The sequence below is a fragment of the Pigmentiphaga litoralis genome (genome assembly GCF_013408655.1).
In the GTDB taxonomy this organism is placed as follows: Bacteria; Pseudomonadota; Gammaproteobacteria; order Burkholderiales; family Burkholderiaceae_B; genus Pigmentiphaga; species Pigmentiphaga litoralis_A.
The window spans coordinates 2286438-2306688 of record NZ_JACCBP010000001.1; the positions used below are offsets into that span (position 1 = coordinate 2286438).

The following is a 20251-nucleotide window of genomic DNA, read 5'->3' on the forward strand; positions in this document are numbered from 1 at the left end:
CGGATTATACGGTATCGCCAACCGGCGCCCGCGCCCCGATGCCCTCGGGCAGATCGAAGGCTTGCACCGGTGGCGCCGTCCCGGTCCAGCCTTCGATTTCCACCAGCGCCGACAGCGCGCTGGGCGCCTGCGCCAGCTGCGACGTGCCCACATCCATGGTCAGAACATTGGGATTGCCGTGGCGTTCCAGGCTGGTGCTCTGCGGGTCGAACCACGCGCCCGTGGACATGACCACCACCCCCGGCATGACGTCGTCATCGATGACCGCGCCCGCCAGGCAGGAGCCGCGATCGTTGAACACCCGGACCACGTCACCGGCCGACACCCCGCGCGCGGCCGCATCGGCCGGGTTGATGCGTACCCGTTCCCGCGACGCGACCTTGGCCGCCACCGACAGCGCGCCCGCGTCCATTTGCGAGTGCAACTTGTCGGCGGGCTGCGACGTCACCAGATGCAGCGGCCAGGTATCGGCGGCTTCGGCGCCCAGCCATTCCGCCGGGGGCATCCAGGTGGGATGCGGCGGGCAATCGGCGTACGCGAAGCCGGCAATCCGTTCCGAATACAGTTCGATCTTGCCTGACGGCGTCTTGAGTGCATGCGCGACCGGGTCCTCGCGGAAGCTGTCGAACAGCACGAAGTCGCGTTCGGGCGGCGGCAGCTCGGCAAAGCCCTGCGCCCAGAAGGTGTCGAAGTCGGGAATGGCAAAGCCGCCGCGCGCCCAGCCCATGGCCATGCCATCAAAAATATGCCGCAGCCAATCCATCTCGTTGCGGCCTTCGGTAAAGGCCGCCTCGTGCCCGGCCATGGCGGCCAGTTCGCGATAGATATCGAAATCGTTGCGGCTTTCGCCCTGGGGCGGCAGGGCCTGGTGCATGGCCAGCACGAACCGGTCACGGGACGATCCGCCAATGTCATTGCGTTCCAGCGTGGTGGTGGCCGGCAGCACGATGTCGGCACGCCGCGCGGTGGGTGTCCACCAGCTTTCATGCACCACCACGGTCTGGGGTTTTTGCCAGCCGCGCACCAGCTTGTTCAGGTCCTGATGGTGATGGAAGGGATTGCCGCCCGCCCAATAGATCATCTGGATATCGGGATAGGTGTCGTGGCGCCCGTTGAATTCGTACGGCTGTCCGGGATAAAGCAGCATGTCCGACAGACGCGAGACCGGAATCGACTTGCCCAGCGGATTGGCGCCGGAACCCATTTCCGGACCGGGGGCGTTGGGCCGCGGGTTGCCCACGCCGTTCATCGACCCATGGCCAAAGGCAAAGCCGCCGCCCGGCAGCCCGATCTGGCCGATGGCCGCGGCCAGCGCGATGCAGGTCCAGTAGGGTTGTTCGCCATGATGCGCGCGCTGCAAGGACCACGTGCAGGTCAGCAGGCTGCGCGTGGCAGCCGCGTCCAGCGCCAGTTGCCGCACCGTTTCGGCGGGCACGCCGGTGATGCCTTCGGCCCACGCCGCGTCCTTGGGCAGGCCGTCGGTCACGCCCATGACATAGTCGGCCAGCGGCTCGAACCCCACGCAATGCGAACGCACGAAGGCGCGGTCGTGCCGTCCGGCATCGATCAGGGTGTGCAGCATGCCCAGCATCATGGCGGTATCGGTGTTGGGGCGGATCGGAATCCAGCGGGCGTCCAGGTCGTCGGGCACATCGCCCCGGGTCGGGCTGATCACCACGAAGTCCACGCCGGCAGCGCGCGCCTTGGCGACCCACGCCGCCGTGGAATGGTCCCCTGCCCCGCCTGACGTGATCTGCGCGTTGCGCAGCGCCAGCCCGCCAAACGCGATGAACAGGCGGGTGTGGGCGATCACACTTTCCCAATCGGTAACGCGGCCGGTCACGGGGGTATAGGTGCCGATCACATGCGGCAGCAGGAACTGCGCGGCGCCCCAGCTGTAGTTGCCCGCCTGGTTGATGCAGCCGCCGCCGCTGTTCAGGAAACGGTGCGTCAGGGTGCGGGCGTGGTGCAGGCGGCCGGCCGACGACCAGCCGTACGACCCGCCAAAGATCGCCGAATCGCCATAGGTGCCGCGCACGCGGCCCAATTCGCCAGCGACCAGTTCCAGCGCCTTGTCCCAGCTGACTTCCACGAAGGCATCGCTGCCGCGCGCCGTCCGGTCGCTGCCTTCCCGCTGTTCCAGCCACCCCTTGCGCACCGCGGGCCGCCGCACGCGCAGCGGCGAGTGCACCATGCCCGGCATCGACGACAGGATGGCCGACGGCGCGCTGTCACGTTCAAAAGGCTCGCAATCGACAAGGCGGCCGTCCTGGACCACGGCGGTAAAGGCGCCCCAGTGCGACAGGGAAGGAAAACGGCGGGTATCAGTGGTCATGAGGCGTGACTCGAGGCGGGTAGGTGAATCAGAGGTAATCGAGCGGCAGTGCGGTGGTGTATTTCAGTTCTTCCATGGCAAAGCTGGAACTGACGTCGAACAGCTCGACGATCTGGATCAGCCGTTTGTAGACGACATCAAAGCCCTGGATGTCGGGCGCCACGACCTTGAGCAGGTAATCGGTTTCGCCGCTCATGCGGTAGAACTCGACCACTTCGGGCATGTCCCGCACGCCCGCCGCGAATTGCTGCAGCCACTGCATGTCGTGCCGGTTGGTCTTGATGGCGACGAATACCGTCACGCCCGCCCCCAGCTTCTTGCTATCCAGCAGGCACACCTGCTTGCGGATGATGCCATCTTGCGTCAGCCGCTGGATGCGCTTCCAGCAGGCGGTGGGCGAGAGACTGACCCGTTCGGCGATCTCGTTCACCGACAGCGTCGCATCTTCTTGCAGGATAGAAAGAATATTGCTGTCTTTTTTATCCATAGAGATTTTTCCACCATCTTAATGTTTCATTGATAAATATTTTCCTAATATTCTAAAGATTACCGATCAATAAGGAAATAATTTTCCAGCGTCCGGAAATTACACTTTCGTTACGAGGTGGCAACCACCCAAGCATCCCTTACACCACAGGTTCCGAATGAAAGAGACAACCCAATTGATCGCGGCCGGCCGACACCCGGAACGTTTTGCCGGCATGGTGAACACCCCGGTATTCCGTGCGTCAACCATCCTCTTCCCCACGCTGGCCGATTGGGAAAAGACCAAGAAGCGCCGTGCCGCCGACGAAGCCGGTGTGAGCACCTACGGCCGTTTCGGTACCCCGACCCACCATGCGCTGGAAGAAGCGATCGCGGAACTGGAAGGCGGTTACCGGACGCTGGTGTGCCCGTCGGGCCTGGCTGCCGGGGTATCGGCGCTGACCGCCCTGCTGTCGGCCGGCGACCATGTGCTGGTCACCGACAGTTCCTATTCGCCGACCCGCACCTTCGCGACCCGCGTGCTGGCCCGCTATGGCGTTGAAGTCGAAGCCTATGACCCCTGCTGCGGCGCCGGTATCGCGTCGATGATGCGACCGAACACCAAGGTCGTCTATGTGGAGTCTCCCGGATCCGAGACCTTCGAGATCCAGGACATTCCGGCGATTGCCGAAGTGGCCCACCGCCATGGCGCGGCCGTGGTGATGGACAACACCTGGGGCACGCCGCTGTTCTACAAGCCGTTTGCACACGGCGTGGACGTGACCATCCAGGCGGCCACCAAGTACATCGTCGGCCATTCCGACGCCATGCTGGGCACGGTCACCGCCAATGAAAAGTACTGGCCCAAGATCAAGCAGACCACCTATGACCTGGGCCAGACGGCCGGTCCGGACGACGTCTATCTGGCCCTGCGCGGCCTGCGGACCCTGTCGGTGCGCCTGCACCAGCACTGGTCGTCGGGCGTGCTGGTGGCCAAGTGGCTGGAATCGCGGCCCGAAGTCGAAGCCGTCATGCACCCGGCCCTGCCCAGCCATCCGGACCACGCGCTGTGGAAGCGCGACTTCAGCGGCGCGTGCGGCCTGTTCGCCATGGTGCTCAAGCCGGTGTCGCCGGCCGCCGTCGAAGCCTTCATCGACAACTTGGCGCTATTCGGCCTGGGCGTGTCGTGGGGCGGCTTCGAAAGCCTGGCCCTGCCCTTCACCCCGGGCGACCGCACCACCAAGCGCTGGAACTTCAGCGGCCAGGGCATCCGTATCCATGTCGGCCTGGAAGATCCGCACGACCTGATCGCGGATCTGGAAAAAGGCTTTGCCGCCCTGGCCCGCGCCCAGGCCAAAGCGGCCTGACGCCTGAATTTGCTTATAACCACGGCGCCGCGGCGCCTGCCCTGAAACCGTCCCGCCCGGCGTTATCATGTCGGGTAACACGAACAGTAGGAATTGCAATGTCCAAGATGAAGATCGAAGGTTCTTTCGTCGCGCTGATCACGCCATTCAACCAGGATGGCAGCGTCGACTTCGAAGGGTTCCGCACGCTGTTGCAGTGGCAGGAATCGCAGGGCACGTCGGCCGTGCTGATGATGGGTTCGACCGGTGAAGTCTCGATGCTGTCGCAGGCCGAGCGTCACCAGATCATTGCCGAAACCGCCAAGATGAAGACCGGCAAGATGAAGTTCTTCTACGGCTGCACGGGCAACAACACCGACACCACCATCGACTACCTGCGCTTTGCGCACGCCAATGGCGCCGACGGCGCGATCCTGGCCGCGCCCGCCTACATCTGCGCACCGGAAGACGCGATCGAAGACTACTTCATGGAAGTGGCCGATGCGACCGACCTGCCGCTGGGCATCTACAACAACCCGCCGCGCGTCAAAAGCGATCTGCACTGGGACAACCTGCTGCGCATCTTCAAGCACCCCAACTACGTGGTGCACAAGGAATCGACCACCCGCGTGGGCCAGGTCGCCCAGGTGCTGGCCGCGCGTCCGGACGTGTCCGTGATGTGCTGCGATTCGCCCAACCTGGGTCTGGTCGTCCCGACCATGAGCCTGGGCGGCCACGGCACCGCCAACATGACCGGCAACATTGCTCCGGCCGAACTGGCCACGATCTCGAAGCCCTGGCACACGCCTGACGTGTCGACCAGCTTCCGCGACTCGTACCTGGGTTTGCTGCCGATGCTGCATTACTCGTATTCGGCGATCAACCCGGTCGCGATCAAGTCGCTGATGAAAGCCGTGGGCCTGCCTGCCGGCGAGCTGCGCAAGCCGCTCAAGGCCATGGCGCCCGAAGGCCTGAAGAAGGGTCTGCGCATCGTCAAGGAACTCGAGCTCGACAAGCAATATGGCTGGAGCTCGCCCGAGCTGAAGTCGATCTGATCGCGGGCGGACACCTTTCATGGATCTCGGCATCAACGGCAAGACCGCCCTGGTTTTCGGGGGCAGCAGGGGCATGGGCCGCGCGGTAGCGCAGCAGCTGTCCAGTGAAGGCGTGCACGTCGTGATCGCGGCGCGCACCCAGGCCACGCTGGAAGCCGCGGCGTCCGAGATTACCACGCAGACGGGCACGCCCGTTCGCTGGGTGATCGCCGACATCACGACCGAAGCGGGCCGCGATGCCGCGCTGGCGGCCTGTCCGGCGCCGGACATCCTGGTGAACAACGCCGACGGCCCCGAGCCCGGCGACTTCCGCACCTGGACCATCGACGACTGGCACGCCGCCCTGGATTCGATGATGCTGGGCCCGATCGAGATGATCCGGCGCACGGTGGACGGCATGATCGAACGCAAGTTCGGCCGTATCGTGAACATCGTGTCGCGCAGCGTCAAGACGCCACAGATCGAGCTGGGGCTGTCCAACGGCGCACGGTCCGGCCTGGTCGGCTTCGTCGCCGGACTGGCGCGGCAGACGGTGCGCCACAACGTCACCATCAACAATCTGCTTCCAGGCGTCTTTGCGACCGATGCACAGCGCCGCCACATCAACGGCATGCTCGACACGACCGGCAAGACCTTTGACCAGTTGTGGGAAGAGCGTGGCAGCAACAATCCGGCAGGCCGCTATGGCCGCGCCGAAGAACTGGGTGCGCTCTGCGCGTTCGTGTGTTCGGCGCATGCCGGCTACATGACCGGGCAGAGCCTGCTGATCGACGGCGGAGGATACCCCGGTACGTTCTAGCAAGCAGGGAGGGGAGGCGCAAACAATCACACTATCAACTCGTTGGGGAAACTTGCAATGACGCGCTCAAATCGCCGCACGTTCGTGCGCCACACTGTTGTCCTGGCGGGCGCGGCTGCGCTCGCCCACGCCGGTCTTGCCACGGCCCAGTCCTACCCTACCCGTCCGGTCACGATCGTCGTGCCGCATGCGCCAGGCGGCGCGGTCGACAGCGTCGCGCGCATTTTTGCCGAGAAGCTGAAAGACGAGTTGAAGCAGTCGGTCATCGTCGAAAACCGGGCCGGTGCGTCCGGCATGATCGGCGCGCAGCATGTCGCGCGCTCGGAAGCCGACGGCTACACGCTGTATGTGAACGCCTCGATCCATTCGATCAATCCCCTGCTGTACAAGAAAAGCATCAAGTTCGATGCGGTCAAGGACTTCACGGCCGTCAGCATGCTGACGCAAGGCGCGCTGATCTTCAGCGTGCCGCCGTCGGTCGGCGCGACCTCGGTGTCGGACCTGGTCGCCAAGTTCAAGGCCAGCCCCAACCGCTACAGCTTCGCCACCAGCGGCTTCGGTTCGGCCGGCCACCTGGGCGCGGCGCAGTTCCTGTATGAAAACGATCTGGGCCAGATCCCGATCGTGCTGTACAAGGGCGCAGCTCCGGCTTTGCAGGATCTGGTCGGCGGCCAGGTGCAGGCCATGATGGACCCGATGCTGTCGTCCCTGCCCTTCGTCAAGGCCGGCAAGCTCAAGGCGCTGGCCGTGACCGGCGCGCAGCGCAGCCCCCTGCTGCCCGATGTGCCCACCCTGCGTGAATCGGGCATGAAGGACTTCGAGCTGTATTCCTGGTACGGCCTGTGGGCGCCTGCCAATGTGCCTCCCGCCATCGTCAAGCAGCTGGACGAAGCGTCGTCGCGCATCATGGCCCAGCCCGACATGAAGTCCAAGCTGGAAACCTTCGGCTTTGAATCGGCCTACAAGAACTCGGCCAACTTCGCCAAGTTCATCGATGCCGAGACCGCCCGCTACAAGGTCGTGATCGAAAAAGCCAACATCACGGTGGATTGAGTCCAGATCCATGAAAGTTCTCGTGCTGGGTGCCGGCGTGGTCGGCATCGCAACCGCCTATTTTCTTTGGCGCGATGGCCACGACGTGGTGGTCGTCGATCGGCAGGCCGGGCCTGGCCGGGAAACGAGTTACGGCAATGCCGGCGGCCTGTGCCCCAGCTTTGCCGGCCCCTGGGCCGCGCCGGGCATGGTGGCCAAGGTGCTCAAGATGTCGATGCAGCCGGATTCGCCAATCCGGTTTTCATTGGGGCTCGACCCCCGCAAGATCCAGTGGATCATCCGGTGGATGCAGCAATGCACCCCCGACCATTTCCGCGTCAACAAGCTGCGCATGCAGCGGGTGGCGCACTACAGCCTGCGCTGCCTGAAGGGCATCGCGGCCGAAGCACCACTGACCGACTTCGACTTTCATGACGGCGGCACGCTGCAGATCTTCCGCACCGACGCCGAACTGGAAATCGGGCGGCTGTCGGCCAAGGCGCTTGATGAATTCGGCGTGCCCTGGAAGCTGCTGGGCCCGCAGGAACTCGCCGCCGTCGAACCGGCCATGGCGCATTCCACGGTCGCCGTGGCGGGCGCGCTGCATATGCCCGCGGACGCATCGGGCGACAGCTACAAGTTCGTCAATGAACTGGCTGCCTTCCTGGCCGCCCGGGGTGTGACCTTCCAGTACGACACCCAGGTGCAGCTGATCCGCACCGCCGGCGGTCAGGTCGAATCGGTGCTGACGGATCGCGGCGCGATGCAGGCCGACAGCTACGTGGTCGCGCTGGGCAGCCATGCGCCCTTCCTGGTATCGCCGCTGGGTATCCGTTTGCCGGTGTACCCGCTCAAGGGGTATTCGATCACGGTGCCGGTGATCGAAGGTCAGGACGACGGTGCGGCCACCGCCGTGCCCCGCGTCGCCATCATGGACGAACACAACAAGATCATGATGTCGCGCCTGGGCAACCGCATCCGCGCGGCAGGCATGGCCGAGCTGACGGGGTACGGCCTTGAACTGGACGCGAACCGCCAGGCGCTGATCGAACGGGTCGTGAAGGAATTGATCCCGACCGGCCTGGATTTTGGCAAGGTCGAATTCTGGGCGGGGCTGCGCCCCATGACGCCCGACGGCCCGCCCATTCTGGGCCGCACGCAGTATCCCAACCTGTTCCTGAACAGCGGGCACGGGTCCAATGGCTGGACGCAGTCGTGCGGCACCGGCAAGATCGTGGCCGACATCGTGCACGGGCGAACGCCCGAGATCGACCTGGACGGACTGACCGCCGAACGCTTTCGCGCCTGAGTCCGATGGTTGCACTCTGCAATATCCCGTCACAGGGTTGACGAGATGTTGCAGTGCACATGCGTGCCAGGGCAGTCGCAACCGTGCGATCGTGTAAAGCGTGCAACGTCCCGGTAAACCTGACAGGCGCACATCAATGACTTACACCTTTTACGCCAGCGGAAACCGTTGCGGCATTTCCTTTGCTTCATGCTCGTTTCTCACTGAACACCCTGCTGACCGAAGAGACGAACATGCAATCTGGCCGCTACCGACTTTCCGAAGGTACACCGAACCCCCTGGGCGCGACCTGGGACGGTAAAGGTACCAACTTCGCGCTCTTCTCTGCCCATGCGGAACGGGTGGAACTCTGCCTGTTCGACGCCAAGGGCGAGACCGAACTCGAACGAATCGAACTCCCTGAATACACCGATGAAGTGTGGCACGGCTACCTGCACGAGCTGCCCCCGGGCACCGTGTATGGCTACCGCGTGTATGGTCCCTACCTGCCGCTGGAAGGCCACCGCTTCAACCCGAACAAGCTGTTGCTCGACCCCTATGCCAAAGCGCATATCGGCGAGCTGACCTGGGCGCCGGAAGTGTTCGGCTACCAGATGGGCCACGAAGATGGCGACCTGACGTTCGATGACCGCGACAGCGCCAAGTTCGTGCCGAAATGCGTGGTGGTCAATTCCACCAGCCCGGCCGAACGCCCGACCGGCCTGATCGTGCCGTGGGACCGCACCGTGTTCTACGAAACCCATGTGGCCGGCTTTACCAAGCGCCATCCCAACGTGCCTGACGCACTGCGCGGCACCTTTGCCGGCCTGAAGCAGCAGGAAGTCGTCGACTACATCCGCACGCTGGGTGTCACGTCGGTCGAACTGCTGCCCATTCACACCTTCGTGAACGACAGCTACCTGCTCGAAAAGGGCATGAAGAATTACTGGGGCTACAACACCCTGGGCTTCTTTGCACCGGATCCCCGTTACTTCTCGGGCGAAGCCGTGCAGGAATTCAAGGACATGGTTGACCGCCTGCATGAAGCGCGTCTGGAAGTGATCCTTGACGTGGTCTACAACCACACCGCCGAAGGCAACGAGATGGGGCCGACCCTGTCGTTCAAGGGCATCGACAACGCGTCGTACTACCGCCTGATGCCCGAAGAAAAGCGCTACTACATCAACGACACCGGCACCGGCAACACGCTGAACCTGAGCCATCCGCGCACGCTGCAGATGGTGACGGACAGCCTGCGTTACTGGGTGACCGAAATGAAGGTCGACGGCTACCGCTTCGACCTGGCCACGATCCTGGGCCGCGAAGACCACGGCTTTGACGAAGGCGGCGGTTTCCTCGACAGCTGCCGCCAGGATCCTATCCTGTCCAGCGTGAAGCTGATTGCCGAGCCGTGGGACTGCGGCCCGGGCGGCTACCAGGTGGGCGGCTTTCCGCCGGGCTGGGCCGAATGGAACGACCGCTATCGCGACACCGTGCGCAGCTTCTGGAAAGGCGATGAAGGCACGGCGGCCGACTTTGCCACGCGCATTACGGCATCGGGCGACAAGTTCAACCGCCGCGGCCGCAAGCCGTGGGCCAGCGTCAATTTCATCACCGCGCATGATGGCTTCACCTTGAACGACCTGGTGTCTTACAACGAGAAGCACAACGATGCCAACGGCGAAGACAACCGCGACGGCCATTCCGACAACAAGTCGTGGAATTGCGGCGTGGAAGGCCCGACCGACGATCCGGAAATCATCAACCTGCGCGAGCGCCAGAAGCGCAACATGCTGGCCACGCTGCTGCTGTCGCAAGGCACGCCGATGCTGCTGGCCGGTGACGAGATCGGTCGTACCCAGCAGGGCAACAACAACGCCTATTGTCAGGACAATGAGATCAGCTGGCTGGACTGGGACGGCATTACCGAAGAAGGTCATGCCCTGCACGAGTTCACCCGCAAGCTGTTGTTCCTGCGCCGCCAATTGCCGGTGCTGCGTCGTAGCCGCTTCTTCATTGGCGAATACAACGAAGAACTGGATGTGACGGACGTGAAGTGGCTGTCGCCGTCGGCTACCGAGCTGACCAGCGAACAGTGGGCCGATGCGTCGATGCGCTGCTTCGGCATGGTGATCGATGGCCGCGCGCAGGCCACCGGCATCAAGCGTCCGGCATCGGATGCGACGCTGTTGATGGTGTTCAACGCCTATCACGACACGGTCAACTTCACCCTGCCGAACATTCCCGGCCCCGACCAGTGGACCTGCATCCTCGACACCAATATGCCGGTGCGCGAAGACCTGCCGGTCTTCAACTCGGGCGATGAATATCAGGTGACGGGCAACTCGATGCTGGTGTTTGCGCTGGAAGCCAAGGGCGCCACCGGCAAGGTGTTCGAGAAGATCGAAACCCGCATGACGGATACGTCGCCGGCCGTCGCGCTGTAAGTGCAGTGATGCCCGTCGCAGGACGGGTGTAAAGGCTGAAATGAAGAATGCCCCGCGGACTGCGACAGTCCGCGGGGCATTTTTTTGTGCGTTCGTGTGGGTCGCAGCGAGCGCGAGCATGTCGTGCGCGTGTGCCCTGTATGCCCTGTGCGCCCTGTGTGCCGCGCCGCGCCAGTGATCAATCCAGCGCGATGTTAGCCGTCTCGACCACCTGCTTCCACTTTGCCGACTCGTCTCGCATCAGCGAGCCGAGCTTGTCCGGTGACCCGCCGCCGACGATCGCGCCGTATTGTTCCAGCTTGGCCCGCGCTTCCGGCGAGCTCAGGATCGCATTGATTTCTTTGTTGAGTTTGTCAACAACCGGCCTGGGCATGCCGGCCGGGCCAGCCACCGCGAACCATACCGACGCGTCGATATCCACGCCCTGCTCGCGCGCCGTCGGGATGTCGGGCAGGCCGGCAAACCGCTTGGCCGACGTGACCGCCAGGCCGCGCATCTTGCCGCCCTGGATCTGCGGAATGAAGGCCGTGATCGGCGCGATGATCGCGTGGATGGACCCGCCCATCAGGTCCGCCATGGCGGGCGTGTCGCCTTTGTAGGGCACGCCCAGCAGGTCCACCTTGGCGTTGTGGCGCCAGAGTTCAAACGCCAGGTGCCCGATCGTGCCCTTGCCCGGGTTGCCCACCGAATACTTGCCCGGCGCGGACTTGGCCAGCGCCATGAATTCCTTGAGCGAGGCCGCCGGCGTCTTGTCGGTGGACACGATCACCAGCGGGATCTCCCCTACCAGCACGACAGGCGCGAGGTCCTTGTCGGCATCGAACGGCATCTGCTTGTACAGATACTTGTTGTTCGCCAGCGGGCCCGAGGTCGTCAGCGCCAGGGTATAGCCATCGGGCGCCGCCTTGGCGACCTGGTCGGTGCCGATGTTGCCCGCCGCGCCCGGACGGTTGTCGACCACAACTTGTTGGCCCATGCTCTGGCTCAGCTTCTCGCCGATCAGCCGCGCGACGGCATCCGTGCTGCCGCCGGCCGGGAACGGCACGACCAGGCGGATGGGTTTGGTGGGATAGCTGGCGGCATCGGCAGCCATGGCAGCGCCAGGCGCCATCGTTGCCACCAGGGCCGTCAGTGCCAGGCTTAGTGCCGACGTCAGTGCTGACGTCGTGGCACAGCCGCGCGGCGTCGGGATCGGGCGGCGCGGGATCGCGCGGGCAGGCACGCCGTGGTATGCGTGGGTCATGGTTGTCTCCGTTCTTATCATGATTTTTTTTCAGTGGCCGGGCAGCGGCGCCCGTGTCCGGTCCAGTTCTTCAAGGATGGCAGGCAGCCGATCCGTGGCCGTCTGCCGCAGGCTGTCGTACAGGCTGTTGCCGTGCGCATCGATCCCGACCGTGGCGGGCCCCAGGCCTTCCACGCGCAGGGTCACCAGGCGAAATTGCGAAATGTATTCCTCCCAATCCACGGCCACGACTTCCTTGATCGCTCGGGCCAGCAAGGTTGCGCCACCGCCCAGGAACGACAGGTAGATGCAGCCGACTTCCTGCATGGCCTTGACGCTTTCGGCATCCAGCCCGCCCTTCCCGCCGATCACCCGCAGTCCATAGGATCGGATCAGCGTCGGCATGAAGGCGGTGTAGCGGGTGCTGGTGGTCGGGTTCATGTACAGCGCTTCGTGGCCCGACGGCGTATCCGCCTCGCGGTTGTACGAGCTCAGATGCAGGAAGGCGCCGCCCTGCAGATCCACGGGCAAGGCCTCGCCCCGCGCCGCGCAGTCGATCATGCGCTGATGGGTGGGCAGGCCGATGGTGACGACGATGTCGCCATCGAGGTAGACCAGATCGCCCGCGCGCACCGCTGCGATAGCTTCGGCGGTCACGGGCAAGGTCAGACGATGGGTGGTGCTCATGACGGTGCTCCTACTCGATCCTGACCACGCGGCCATCGTTATAGATCCGCGCGCGGGTGCGGCGGTTGATCCAGCAATTGAAGGCCACGGCGACCGGCGTGAAGCCATGTCCCGACGAGTAATCGATGTGCACGGCCATGGCCGTGGTGTCGCCGCCCGTGCCCATCGGACCAAAGCCCGTGGCGTTGATGGCCTTGAGCAGGCGCTGCTCCATATCGGCAAGAATGGGTTCGGGATTGTCGTGGCCAAAGGGACGCAGCACGCATTCCTTGGCCATCCTGGCAGCCGTGTCAAAGGTCCCGCCGATGCCCACGCCCACCACGATGGGCGGACAGGGTTGCGAGCCGGCCTTGAGCACCGAGTCCAGCACATACCGTTCAATCACGGCGAGCGACGGATAGACAAAGGTCTCGATCGATTCCCATCGCCCGGTGCCCAGTGCCTTAGGCGCGCAGATGATCTCGATATAGTCGACATCGTCAACCATATCGAATGCCACCAGGGGCATGTTCTTGCCGACGTAGCTGCGTTGCAAGGTCAGCGGATGAGTGACCATCTGCAGGATGGGCGGATCGATGCGGGCGGCCAGGTCGGCAAAGCCATCGACGATGGCCTGACGCACACTGCCGGAAAATGACACCTGCGTGCCGACCTTGATCGAGTAGGTCGGCACACCGACATCGGAACACACCAGATGATCTTCGCGCTCGGCGGCATCGGCGCTCTGCAGCATGATGCGGAAGGTGTTCTTCGCGACATCGGTGCGTTCACGCTCGCTGGCGCGCGCCAGTTCAAGCTGGGTATCGTCCGGGACTTTCTTCAACGACCACTCGTACAGAGAGGACGTGACTGACCGGATCAGTTCACTGGAAATCGCCATGGGCCACCCGCCGCAGAAGACTGCGGCGTCTCCTGTTTTAAGGGGTAAGGAACGTGCTGGCCGAAGAATGCGCCAAGCGCGGTGGCCGCGCCATAGGGACTCACGGCAGTTTCACTGCGTGAAACGAAGGCCCCGGATGCCCCTGTTGTTCGGGCACCGGAACGTGCTTCCTTGGGATTACGCCTCGTAGATTCCCGCCATCCGCGCCCGTTGCACCGCCATGCTGAACACCGTTCGCAGCAGCGGAACTTCCACCCCGGCCGCATCCGCCGCTTCGATCGCCGCCCCGACGATGCTGTCCAGTTCGACGCTGCGGCCAGCCTCCAGGTCCTGCAGCATCGACGTCTTGATATGCCCCAGCTTGCGCGTCTCGCCGATGCGCTGTTCCGGCGCGATGTCCAGGCCGATCCCCAGCGCCCGGCTCAAGCCCAGCAATTCATGCATCATGCCGACGAACAACTGTTCCAGCCCAGGATCGGCCAGCATCAGGTCCGTTGGCGACTGCGTGAGCAGACTGACCGGATTGAAGCAGGCGTTACCGAGCAGCTTGGCCCAGATGTCCCGACGGATATCCGGACTGGCGGTGGCCACGAACCCCGCGTCCGCAAACATCGCCGCCACCCGATCCGCCCGTTCACTCGGCTGGCCAGACGGCTCGCCAAACACCACCTTGTTGCCCGACGCATGCACCACCTGCCCTGGGGCCGACGTGGAACTGGAGACAATGACGACGGCGCCAATGACATGCGGCAAGGGGATGCCCGCCTCGATGCTGCCGTCCGGATCGACCCGCTTCAGCCGCGTGCCGGACAACGGCACACCCTCGTTCAGGAAAAACCACCACGGAATGCCATTGAGCGCAGGAATGACGATCGTGTCTGGCCCGATCATCGGCGCCATCGACGCCGCCACCGCGCCCAGCGCGGGCGCCTTGACGGTGATGATGACAATGTCCTGGACTCCAAGGTCCGCCGCGCTATCCGACGCCCGCACCGGGTACGCCGTCTCCACGCCCCCCGACGTCAACCGGATCCCATGCTGCCGCAAGATCCCCGTCAACGCCCCCCGGGCCAGCACGCTCACCTGATGCCCCGCCCCCGCCAACCGCGCCGCAAACAACCCCCCAATCGCCCCCGCCCCGACAACCGCTATCTTTACCGCGCCTGCTTTGAAGGATGTTTGCTCGAGCGCCATGCGTGTCCCCTGCGTATTCCGATTGAGATGCGCCCGATCTTACGCGAGGGTCCCCACCCCACCCCAATCAGATCGCCAGCGTTTCATTCCCGAGACCCACCACTCAAGAAAACAACTCGAAGCAACCCCAGCGAACAGCCCCCAAGTCAACGCAACAGTTGCGAGTAAAATCCCCGCATTCCACGATCCAAGAATCGTTTCGCGCCAGACGCCTCACCCTGGATCGGCCCCGAAGCCGGTCTGCCGACGGAGTCCCCGGCGCACGCCGCGGTCGCCCCCCGTCCCCTGCAGGAGAGTCACTGTGGCCCTATGGAGTTCCCTGGCCTTGGTCGGCCTGTTCGTCATCTGGGCGCTTGCCAGCCCCGCGTCGATGAGCGGCGCGATGGACGCCATGCTTGCATTCAGCACCCGCAGCTTCGGCTGGTTCTATCTATGGGTCGTCTTTGCGTTAGTCCTCGTCTGCTTCTTCCTGGTCTTTTCCCGGTACGGCAACATCCGCCTGGGCGGCGACGACGAAAGGCCCGCGTACGACCGCAAGTCCTGGTTCTCGATGCTGTTTGCCGCCGGCATGGGCATCGGCCTCATGTTCTGGGGCGTGGCCGAACCCGTCTCGCACTACCTGCAGCCTCCGCCCGGCGTGGAACCCGTCACAGCGGCCGCGGCCAACGCGTCCATGCGCTATACCTTCTTCCATTGGGGCCTGCACCCCTGGGCGATCTACTGCACCTTCGGCCTGGCCGTCGCGTTCTTCCAGTTCCGCCGGCAGGCGCCCATGACCATCAGTTCCACCCTGGGCGGACTGCCCGAGCGGTGGCGCGGCAAGTGGATCGTGATCGTCGACATCCTGGCGCTGGTGGCCACGGCCTTTGGCATTGCGACCAGCCTGGGGTTCGGCGCCATGCAGATCAACAGCGGCCTGGCGCAGCTGTTCGGCATCCCGGTCGGGCCGACCTCGCAGATCATCATCATTGTCTGCGCCACGATCGCTTTCCTGGCTTCGGCGCTGTCCGGCCTGGATCGCGGCGTCAAGCTGCTGTCCAACATCAATCTGGTCATCGCCCTTGCGCTGGCCGCGGTCGTATTCATCGTCGGGCCGACGGCCGCGATCCTGGATACGCTCACCACCTCGCTTGGCGGCTACATCAGCGAATTCGTCCGCATGAGCCTGCGCCTGACGCCGTTCACGGGCGGCGGCTGGTTCGCGGACTGGACCATCTTCTACTGGGCGTGGTGGATTGCGTGGGCGCCCTACGTGGGCCTTTTCATTGCCCGCATTTCGCGCGGCCGCACCATTCGCGAATTCCTGATCGGCGCCATGTTCGTGCCGGCCCTGACGTGTTTCGTGTGGTTCGCCATCTTTGGCGGCAGCGCCCTGCACTTCGACATTTTCCAGAACGCCGGCATCGGGCAGGCCGCGCTCAAGGAACCGTCGTCGGCATTGTTCATGCTGTTCGATTACCTGCCCATGAAGGCACTGCTGTCGGGCGTCGCCACATTGCTGGTCGTGGTGTTCTTTGTCACGTCGGGCGACTCCGGCGTGTTCGTGATGGGCGTGATCAGCAATGGGGGCAAGGGGGATCCTTCGGCCCGGCTCAAGCTGGTCTGGGGCATCCTGATCGCGCTGATCGCGATCGCGTTGCTGCTGGCCGGCGGGCTGGAAGCCGTGCAGGCCATGACCATCCTGATGGCGCTGCCCTTTACCGTCGTGCTTGTCATCGTGGTCTCGTCCGTGTTGCGCGCCATATCGCAGGACCAGGCCGAGATCGACGAGACCGAAGAAGCGCTGCACCGCGCCCTGCATTCGCAGGAAGTGCGGGACATCGTGAAACAACACCTTCGAGCCCGTGCGGGCAAGGCGCCTGACGACCCACGATGAGCCCCCTCCTTCCTGGCAGTTGGGTCCTGGCGCCGGCCCTGCTGGCCATTGGCGCCATCGCCGTCGCCGCAGTGGCGGGCGTGTTGCTGGCCCGCCGGCGCGCGCGGCTGGCGGCGCGCACGCTGGTCTATGGCGTGACTGTGTTGTCGGTGCTTGCCTCTCTGACCAGCGGCGGCCTGCATGCCTACGTGGCCCTGCCCTGGCTGGCCGTGCTGATCGTGGCCGGCCTGATGTTCCGGCTGCGCGAGTCGGTCCCGGTCTGCCTGGTGGCGGTCCTGACCGCGTTTTTCATCGAGATCTGGCGGGCCGTGGTGAACCCGCTGCCGACCTTGTGGGCGATCCGCGAACCGCCGCTGGGCATGACGTTTTCGATCACGGCGCTGCTGGCCGTGGTGCTGCTGCATTTGAGCGTGCAACAGACCATCGAACGGCGCATTGCGGCCGCGCTGTCCAACGCCGAGAAGGAACGGGACCGGCGCATCATGCTGGACCAGGCGCAGGAACTGCATCTGATGTTTGGCGGGCTGCCGGTGGCCGTCGCCCTGTATGACGCCGACGCGATTTTGCGTTACGCCAACGATCCCTATCTGTCCTTGCTGGGCAAGACGCTGCCCGAATGCCTGGCCCAGCCCATGACCGACCTGTGGCCCCGCCGCGCGTCGATGCTCGCCGCGCCGCACTTTGCGACCGCTGCGCGCGGCAAGCCCGGCACCTACAGCTTCAGCTTCAATCTGCCCGATGGCGCGACGCGGGAATTCGACGTGTTCGTCGCGCCCACGACGCCCGGCGAAGACGGCCGCTTCGACTCGCTGGTGCTGATGCTGGACCGCACCGAAAGCCTGCGGATGGAACGCGCGCTGGCCGAACGCGAAACCATGTACAGCGCGGTGGTGGACCATGCGCCGATCGCGATCCTGACGCAGGTGGATGGCCTGATCTCGTACGCCAATCCGGCGGCCCTGATGATGCTATCTGCCGAATGGTCGGGCCGCGCCGTTGGCCGGCCGTTCTCGGAATTCATCATCGAAGCCGACCGCGCGGCCGTGCGGGATCGCATCGCGATGCTGGCCGACGCCCCGGGCTTTGCCGAGTTCCGGCACCACCGCCTGGTGGCCCTGAATTCGCAGGTACGCGATGTGGAACTGGCCGCCATCAGCGTAACGCGCGACGGCAAGCAACTGGTCGAACTGTTCTGTGTCGATGTGACCGAACGCCGCCTGACCGAAGAAAAAGTCCGGCAACTGAATGAGACGCTGGAGCTGCGCGTGGCCGAACGCACGGCCGAACTCGAAGCCTTCACCACGTCGGTCAGCCATGACTTGCGCGCGCCGGCACGACAGGTCATGTCGGCGGCCGACATCATGCTGCGCAAGCTTGAACAGCCCGACGGCAACGTCAAGCCGATGCTGACCGCGCTGCACGCCACGGCCGAACGCATGAACCGCACGATTGACGCGCTGCTGGAACTGTCGCGGCTGGGCCGCGCCGGCATCGTGCAATCCGTCTGGCCGCTGGGCGTGATGGTGGAAGAGATCCGGTCCGAACTGTCGGCCGACCTGCATTCGCGCAATCTGGTGTGGCGAATCGAAGCGCTGCCGCGGGTGTATGCCGACCCGCAACTGATCCGCATGGTCATGGTCAACCTGATCGGCAACGCGCTCAAGTTCACGCGCCACAAGCCCATGAGCATCATCGAAATCTGGTCCGAAGAATTCGAGCACATGACTGCCGTCTGCGTGCGCGACAACGGCGCAGGGTTCGACATGAACAACGTCGACAAGCTGTTCCAGATGTTCACGCGCCTGCATTCGAATCGCGACTTTGAAGGCACCGGCGTGGGCCTGGCGCATTGCCGCCGCATCATCGAACGGCACGGCGGCAAGATCAGCGCCTATGGCGAACCTGGCCAGGGCGCCACCGTCCGCTTCACGCTGCCGCGCGAAATCCGCCGCGAACCGCCGGCCGCACGCACTCAACATTGAGCGGTCGGCAAGATTGAGCATGCCCATGGTTGAGCAATCTCCACGGGCGTGCGGCGGCGGTTGGTGCTATACCTCGGCTACCCGGGCGGTACGCACCTCGGTGCACACACAACAATTCTCCGCACCGGGTTGATGACGCAAGACGTCACACCAGGTCGAGGAGACAACCATGCATTACCCCACCGTTCAAGCGCCTTCGTGCGTGCGCCCGCGCACCGTGTTGCGCGCCCTTTCCCTTGCCGCCCTGACTGCCCTGGCAGCCTGTGGCGGAGGCGATGACGACAACGCCACGCCCGCACCGACTGCCGCCTACCCGCATGCGCAGGAACCCATCGGCACCGTGCGGCAGGTGTACGACGGCGCGTTGACGCCCGACTTGTCGGTCAACACCTTCCGCAACATCGACCGGCTGTTCCCTACCCGGTCCATCACGCCATCGTCCACGCCGCTGGCCATGCCCAAGGCGGCCAGACCGCTGACGGCCGTCCAGTTCACGTCCGGCGGCAAAGCCTACGACCTGGTCGACTACCTGGCCCTGAATCGCGTATCGGGCCTGCTGGTGCTGAAGAACGGCGAAATCGCGCACGAAGCCTATCTGTACGGCAACACCGAGAAGACCCGATGGATGTCGATGTCGGTCGCCAAGTCGATCACGTCGACGCTGATCGGCGCGGCCATCCAGGACGGATTGATCGCGAGCCTGAACGATCAGGTCGTCAAATATGTGCCCCGCCTGGCCGGCAGCGCCTACGACGGCGTGACGGTCCGCGATGTGCTGATGATGGCGTCGGGCGTGAAGTGGGACGAGACCTATACCAACCCGGCGTCCGACCGGCGCGCCCTGCTCGAAGCGCAAATCAGCCAGAAGCCCGGATCGGCGCTGGACCTGATGGCCAAGCTGCCCCGCGCGGCCGCCCCCGGCACCGTCAACAACTACAGCACCGGCGAAACCCAGATTGCGGGCGAGCTGCTCCGCGGCGCCGTCAAGAAGCCGCTGGCGCAATACCTGTCGGAAAAGATCTGGACCAAGGTCGGCATGGAAGCGGAAGCCAACTGGTGGCTCGATTCGCCCGATGGCGTCGAGATCGGCGGCAGCGGCATCAGCGCCACCTTGCGTGACTACGGCCGCTTCGGCCTGTTCATCATGAACGACGGCCGCGCGCAGGGCGTGCAGGTCGTACCCCCGACCTGGGTGGCCGAAGCCGGCAGCCCCAAGACCCTGGCCGGCGGCACGCCCCTGCCCTTCTACGGCTACATGTGGTGGGTGCCCACCACCGGCCAGTCTGCGCTCGACAAGGCCTTCTACGCGACCGGCATCTTCGGGCAGAACATCTACATCAACCAGAAGGAAAAAGTCGTGATCGTGACCTGGGGCGCGCAGTCCAAACCCACCGGCGCAGGCGTGGTCAACAACATCGACTTCTTTGACGCGGTGGTGAAGGCCGTGCGCTGAACGGCGAGGCCCCTGCTGCTGTTCGCAACCCGGCCTGGTTGCAGGCCGGTGTAACGCCAATGTCCTGGACCAAGGGCACGCAAGCAGCGGCAGGAATGATGCGCTTTTACCAGGACAATTTGGTCCCGACGCGGCTTGCGCTGGCCTGGCATTGCAGCGACTCTGGCACTCGCAGATTCAACGTGAGTGC

Annotated in this window: 15 protein-coding genes; 9 read left to right on the top strand and 6 right to left on the bottom strand. The window is 64.4% G+C overall.

Annotated elements, in window-relative coordinates:
• Window positions 1-4 precede the first annotated feature (4 nt).
• The gene (locus HD883_RS10225) at window positions 5-2335 is read right to left on the bottom strand and encodes a molybdopterin-dependent oxidoreductase (protein ID WP_179585864.1); all 2331 of its coding nucleotides are present in this window, start codon (window positions 2333-2335) and stop codon (window positions 5-7) included.
• 28 nt (window positions 2336-2363) lie between these two features.
• Entirely contained in the window at window positions 2364-2822 is a 459-nt protein-coding gene (locus tag HD883_RS10230) for an Lrp/AsnC family transcriptional regulator (protein ID WP_179585862.1), read from the bottom strand.
• Window positions 2823-2979: 157 nt separating this feature from the next.
• Here HD883_RS10230 and metC point away from each other — a divergent pair, with 157 nt between their 5' ends.
• The 6 genes from metC (at window position 2980) to glgX (ending at window position 10767) form a co-directional block, all read left to right on the top strand.
• Window positions 2980-4167, top strand: coding sequence for a cystathionine beta-lyase (gene metC, locus HD883_RS10235; RefSeq protein ID WP_179585860.1), 1188 nt, complete (start codon window positions 2980-2982; stop codon window positions 4165-4167).
• Window positions 4168-4265: 98 nt separating this feature from the next.
• Entirely contained in the window at window positions 4266-5201 is a 936-nt protein-coding gene (locus tag HD883_RS10240) for a 4-hydroxy-tetrahydrodipicolinate synthase family protein (protein WP_179585858.1), read from the top strand.
• A gap of 19 nt (window positions 5202-5220) precedes the next feature.
• On the top strand, window positions 5221-6000 hold the full coding sequence (locus HD883_RS10245; RefSeq protein WP_179585856.1) for an SDR family oxidoreductase: 780 nt from the start codon (window positions 5221-5223) through the stop codon (window positions 5998-6000).
• Between the two features lie 57 nt (window positions 6001-6057).
• Complete coding sequence (locus HD883_RS10250; protein ID WP_179585854.1) at window positions 6058-7053, top strand: Bug family tripartite tricarboxylate transporter substrate binding protein; 996 nt, start codon at window positions 6058-6060, stop codon at window positions 7051-7053.
• 10 nt (window positions 7054-7063) lie between these two features.
• A complete protein-coding gene (locus tag HD883_RS10255) occupies window positions 7064-8341 on the top strand; it encodes a D-amino acid dehydrogenase (RefSeq protein ID WP_179585852.1) in 1278 nt (425 codons plus the stop codon).
• 233 nt (window positions 8342-8574) lie between these two features.
• Window positions 8575-10767, top strand: a complete 2193-nt coding sequence (gene glgX, locus HD883_RS10260; RefSeq protein WP_179585850.1) for a glycogen debranching protein GlgX — start codon at window positions 8575-8577, stop codon at window positions 10765-10767.
• A 178-nt stretch (window positions 10768-10945) separates the two neighbouring features.
• Here the strand turns inward: glgX and HD883_RS10265 are convergent, their stop codons facing one another.
• From HD883_RS10265 to HD883_RS10280, 4 genes are all read right to left on the bottom strand, one after another.
• On the bottom strand, window positions 10946-12010 hold the full coding sequence (locus HD883_RS10265) for a Bug family tripartite tricarboxylate transporter substrate binding protein (protein WP_179585848.1): 1065 nt from the start codon (window positions 12008-12010) through the stop codon (window positions 10946-10948).
• 30 nt (window positions 12011-12040) lie between these two features.
• Window positions 12041-12676, bottom strand: coding sequence for a fumarate hydratase C-terminal domain-containing protein (locus tag HD883_RS10270; protein ID WP_179585846.1), 636 nt, complete (start codon window positions 12674-12676; stop codon window positions 12041-12043).
• Between the two features lie 10 nt (window positions 12677-12686).
• Complete coding sequence (locus HD883_RS10275) at window positions 12687-13556, bottom strand: fumarate hydratase (RefSeq protein WP_179585844.1); 870 nt, start codon at window positions 13554-13556, stop codon at window positions 12687-12689.
• Between the two features lie 177 nt (window positions 13557-13733).
• On the bottom strand, window positions 13734-14750 hold the full coding sequence (locus HD883_RS10280) for a ketopantoate reductase family protein (protein WP_179585842.1): 1017 nt from the start codon (window positions 14748-14750) through the stop codon (window positions 13734-13736).
• Window positions 14751-15051: 301 nt separating this feature from the next.
• Between HD883_RS10280 and HD883_RS10285 the strand changes: the two genes are divergently transcribed.
• The 3 genes from HD883_RS10285 to HD883_RS10295 all read left to right on the top strand — a co-directional run bounded on the left by HD883_RS10285 (window position 15052) and on the right by HD883_RS10295 (window position 20061).
• Window positions 15052-16626 (top strand): BCCT family transporter, encoded by a 1575-nt coding sequence (locus tag HD883_RS10285; protein WP_373563341.1) that lies wholly within the window; start codon window positions 15052-15054, stop codon window positions 16624-16626.
• Window positions 16623-18608 carry a sensor histidine kinase gene (locus HD883_RS10290; protein WP_179585838.1) on the top strand — a complete coding sequence of 662 codons (1986 nt, stop codon included), beginning with the start codon at window positions 16623-16625 and terminating at the stop codon, window positions 18606-18608. The genes HD883_RS10285 and HD883_RS10290 overlap by 4 nt, the downstream gene beginning before the upstream one ends.
• Before the next feature lie 169 nt (window positions 18609-18777).
• Window positions 18778-20061, top strand: a complete 1284-nt coding sequence (locus HD883_RS10295) for a serine hydrolase domain-containing protein (RefSeq protein ID WP_179585836.1) — start codon at window positions 18778-18780, stop codon at window positions 20059-20061.
• Window positions 20062-20251 lie beyond the last annotated feature (190 nt).

Coding starts and splice junctions, on each gene's coding strand:
- HD883_RS10225 (WP_179585864.1), bottom strand. CDS start 2,335: ATGACCACTGATACCCGCCGTTTTCCTTCCCTGTCGCACTGGGGCGCC.
- HD883_RS10230 (WP_179585862.1), bottom strand. CDS start 2,822: ATGGATAAAAAAGACAGCAATATTCTTTCTATCCTGCAAGAAGATGCG.
- metC (WP_179585860.1), top strand. CDS start 2,980: ATGAAAGAGACAACCCAATTGATCGCGGCCGGCCGACACCCGGAACGT.
- HD883_RS10240 (WP_179585858.1), top strand. CDS start 4,266: ATGTCCAAGATGAAGATCGAAGGTTCTTTCGTCGCGCTGATCACGCCA.
- HD883_RS10245 (WP_179585856.1), top strand. CDS start 5,221: ATGGATCTCGGCATCAACGGCAAGACCGCCCTGGTTTTCGGGGGCAGC.
- HD883_RS10250 (WP_179585854.1), top strand. CDS start 6,058: ATGACGCGCTCAAATCGCCGCACGTTCGTGCGCCACACTGTTGTCCTG.
- HD883_RS10255 (WP_179585852.1), top strand. CDS start 7,064: ATGAAAGTTCTCGTGCTGGGTGCCGGCGTGGTCGGCATCGCAACCGCC.
- glgX (WP_179585850.1), top strand. CDS start 8,575: ATGCAATCTGGCCGCTACCGACTTTCCGAAGGTACACCGAACCCCCTG.
- HD883_RS10265 (WP_179585848.1), bottom strand. CDS start 12,010: ATGACCCACGCATACCACGGCGTGCCTGCCCGCGCGATCCCGCGCCGC.
- HD883_RS10270 (WP_179585846.1), bottom strand. CDS start 12,676: ATGAGCACCACCCATCGTCTGACCTTGCCCGTGACCGCCGAAGCTATC.
- HD883_RS10275 (WP_179585844.1), bottom strand. CDS start 13,556: ATGGCGATTTCCAGTGAACTGATCCGGTCAGTCACGTCCTCTCTGTAC.
- HD883_RS10280 (WP_179585842.1), bottom strand. CDS start 14,750: ATGGCGCTCGAGCAAACATCCTTCAAAGCAGGCGCGGTAAAGATAGCG.
- HD883_RS10290 (WP_179585838.1), top strand. CDS start 16,623: ATGAGCCCCCTCCTTCCTGGCAGTTGGGTCCTGGCGCCGGCCCTGCTG.
- HD883_RS10295 (WP_179585836.1), top strand. CDS start 18,778: ATGCATTACCCCACCGTTCAAGCGCCTTCGTGCGTGCGCCCGCGCACC.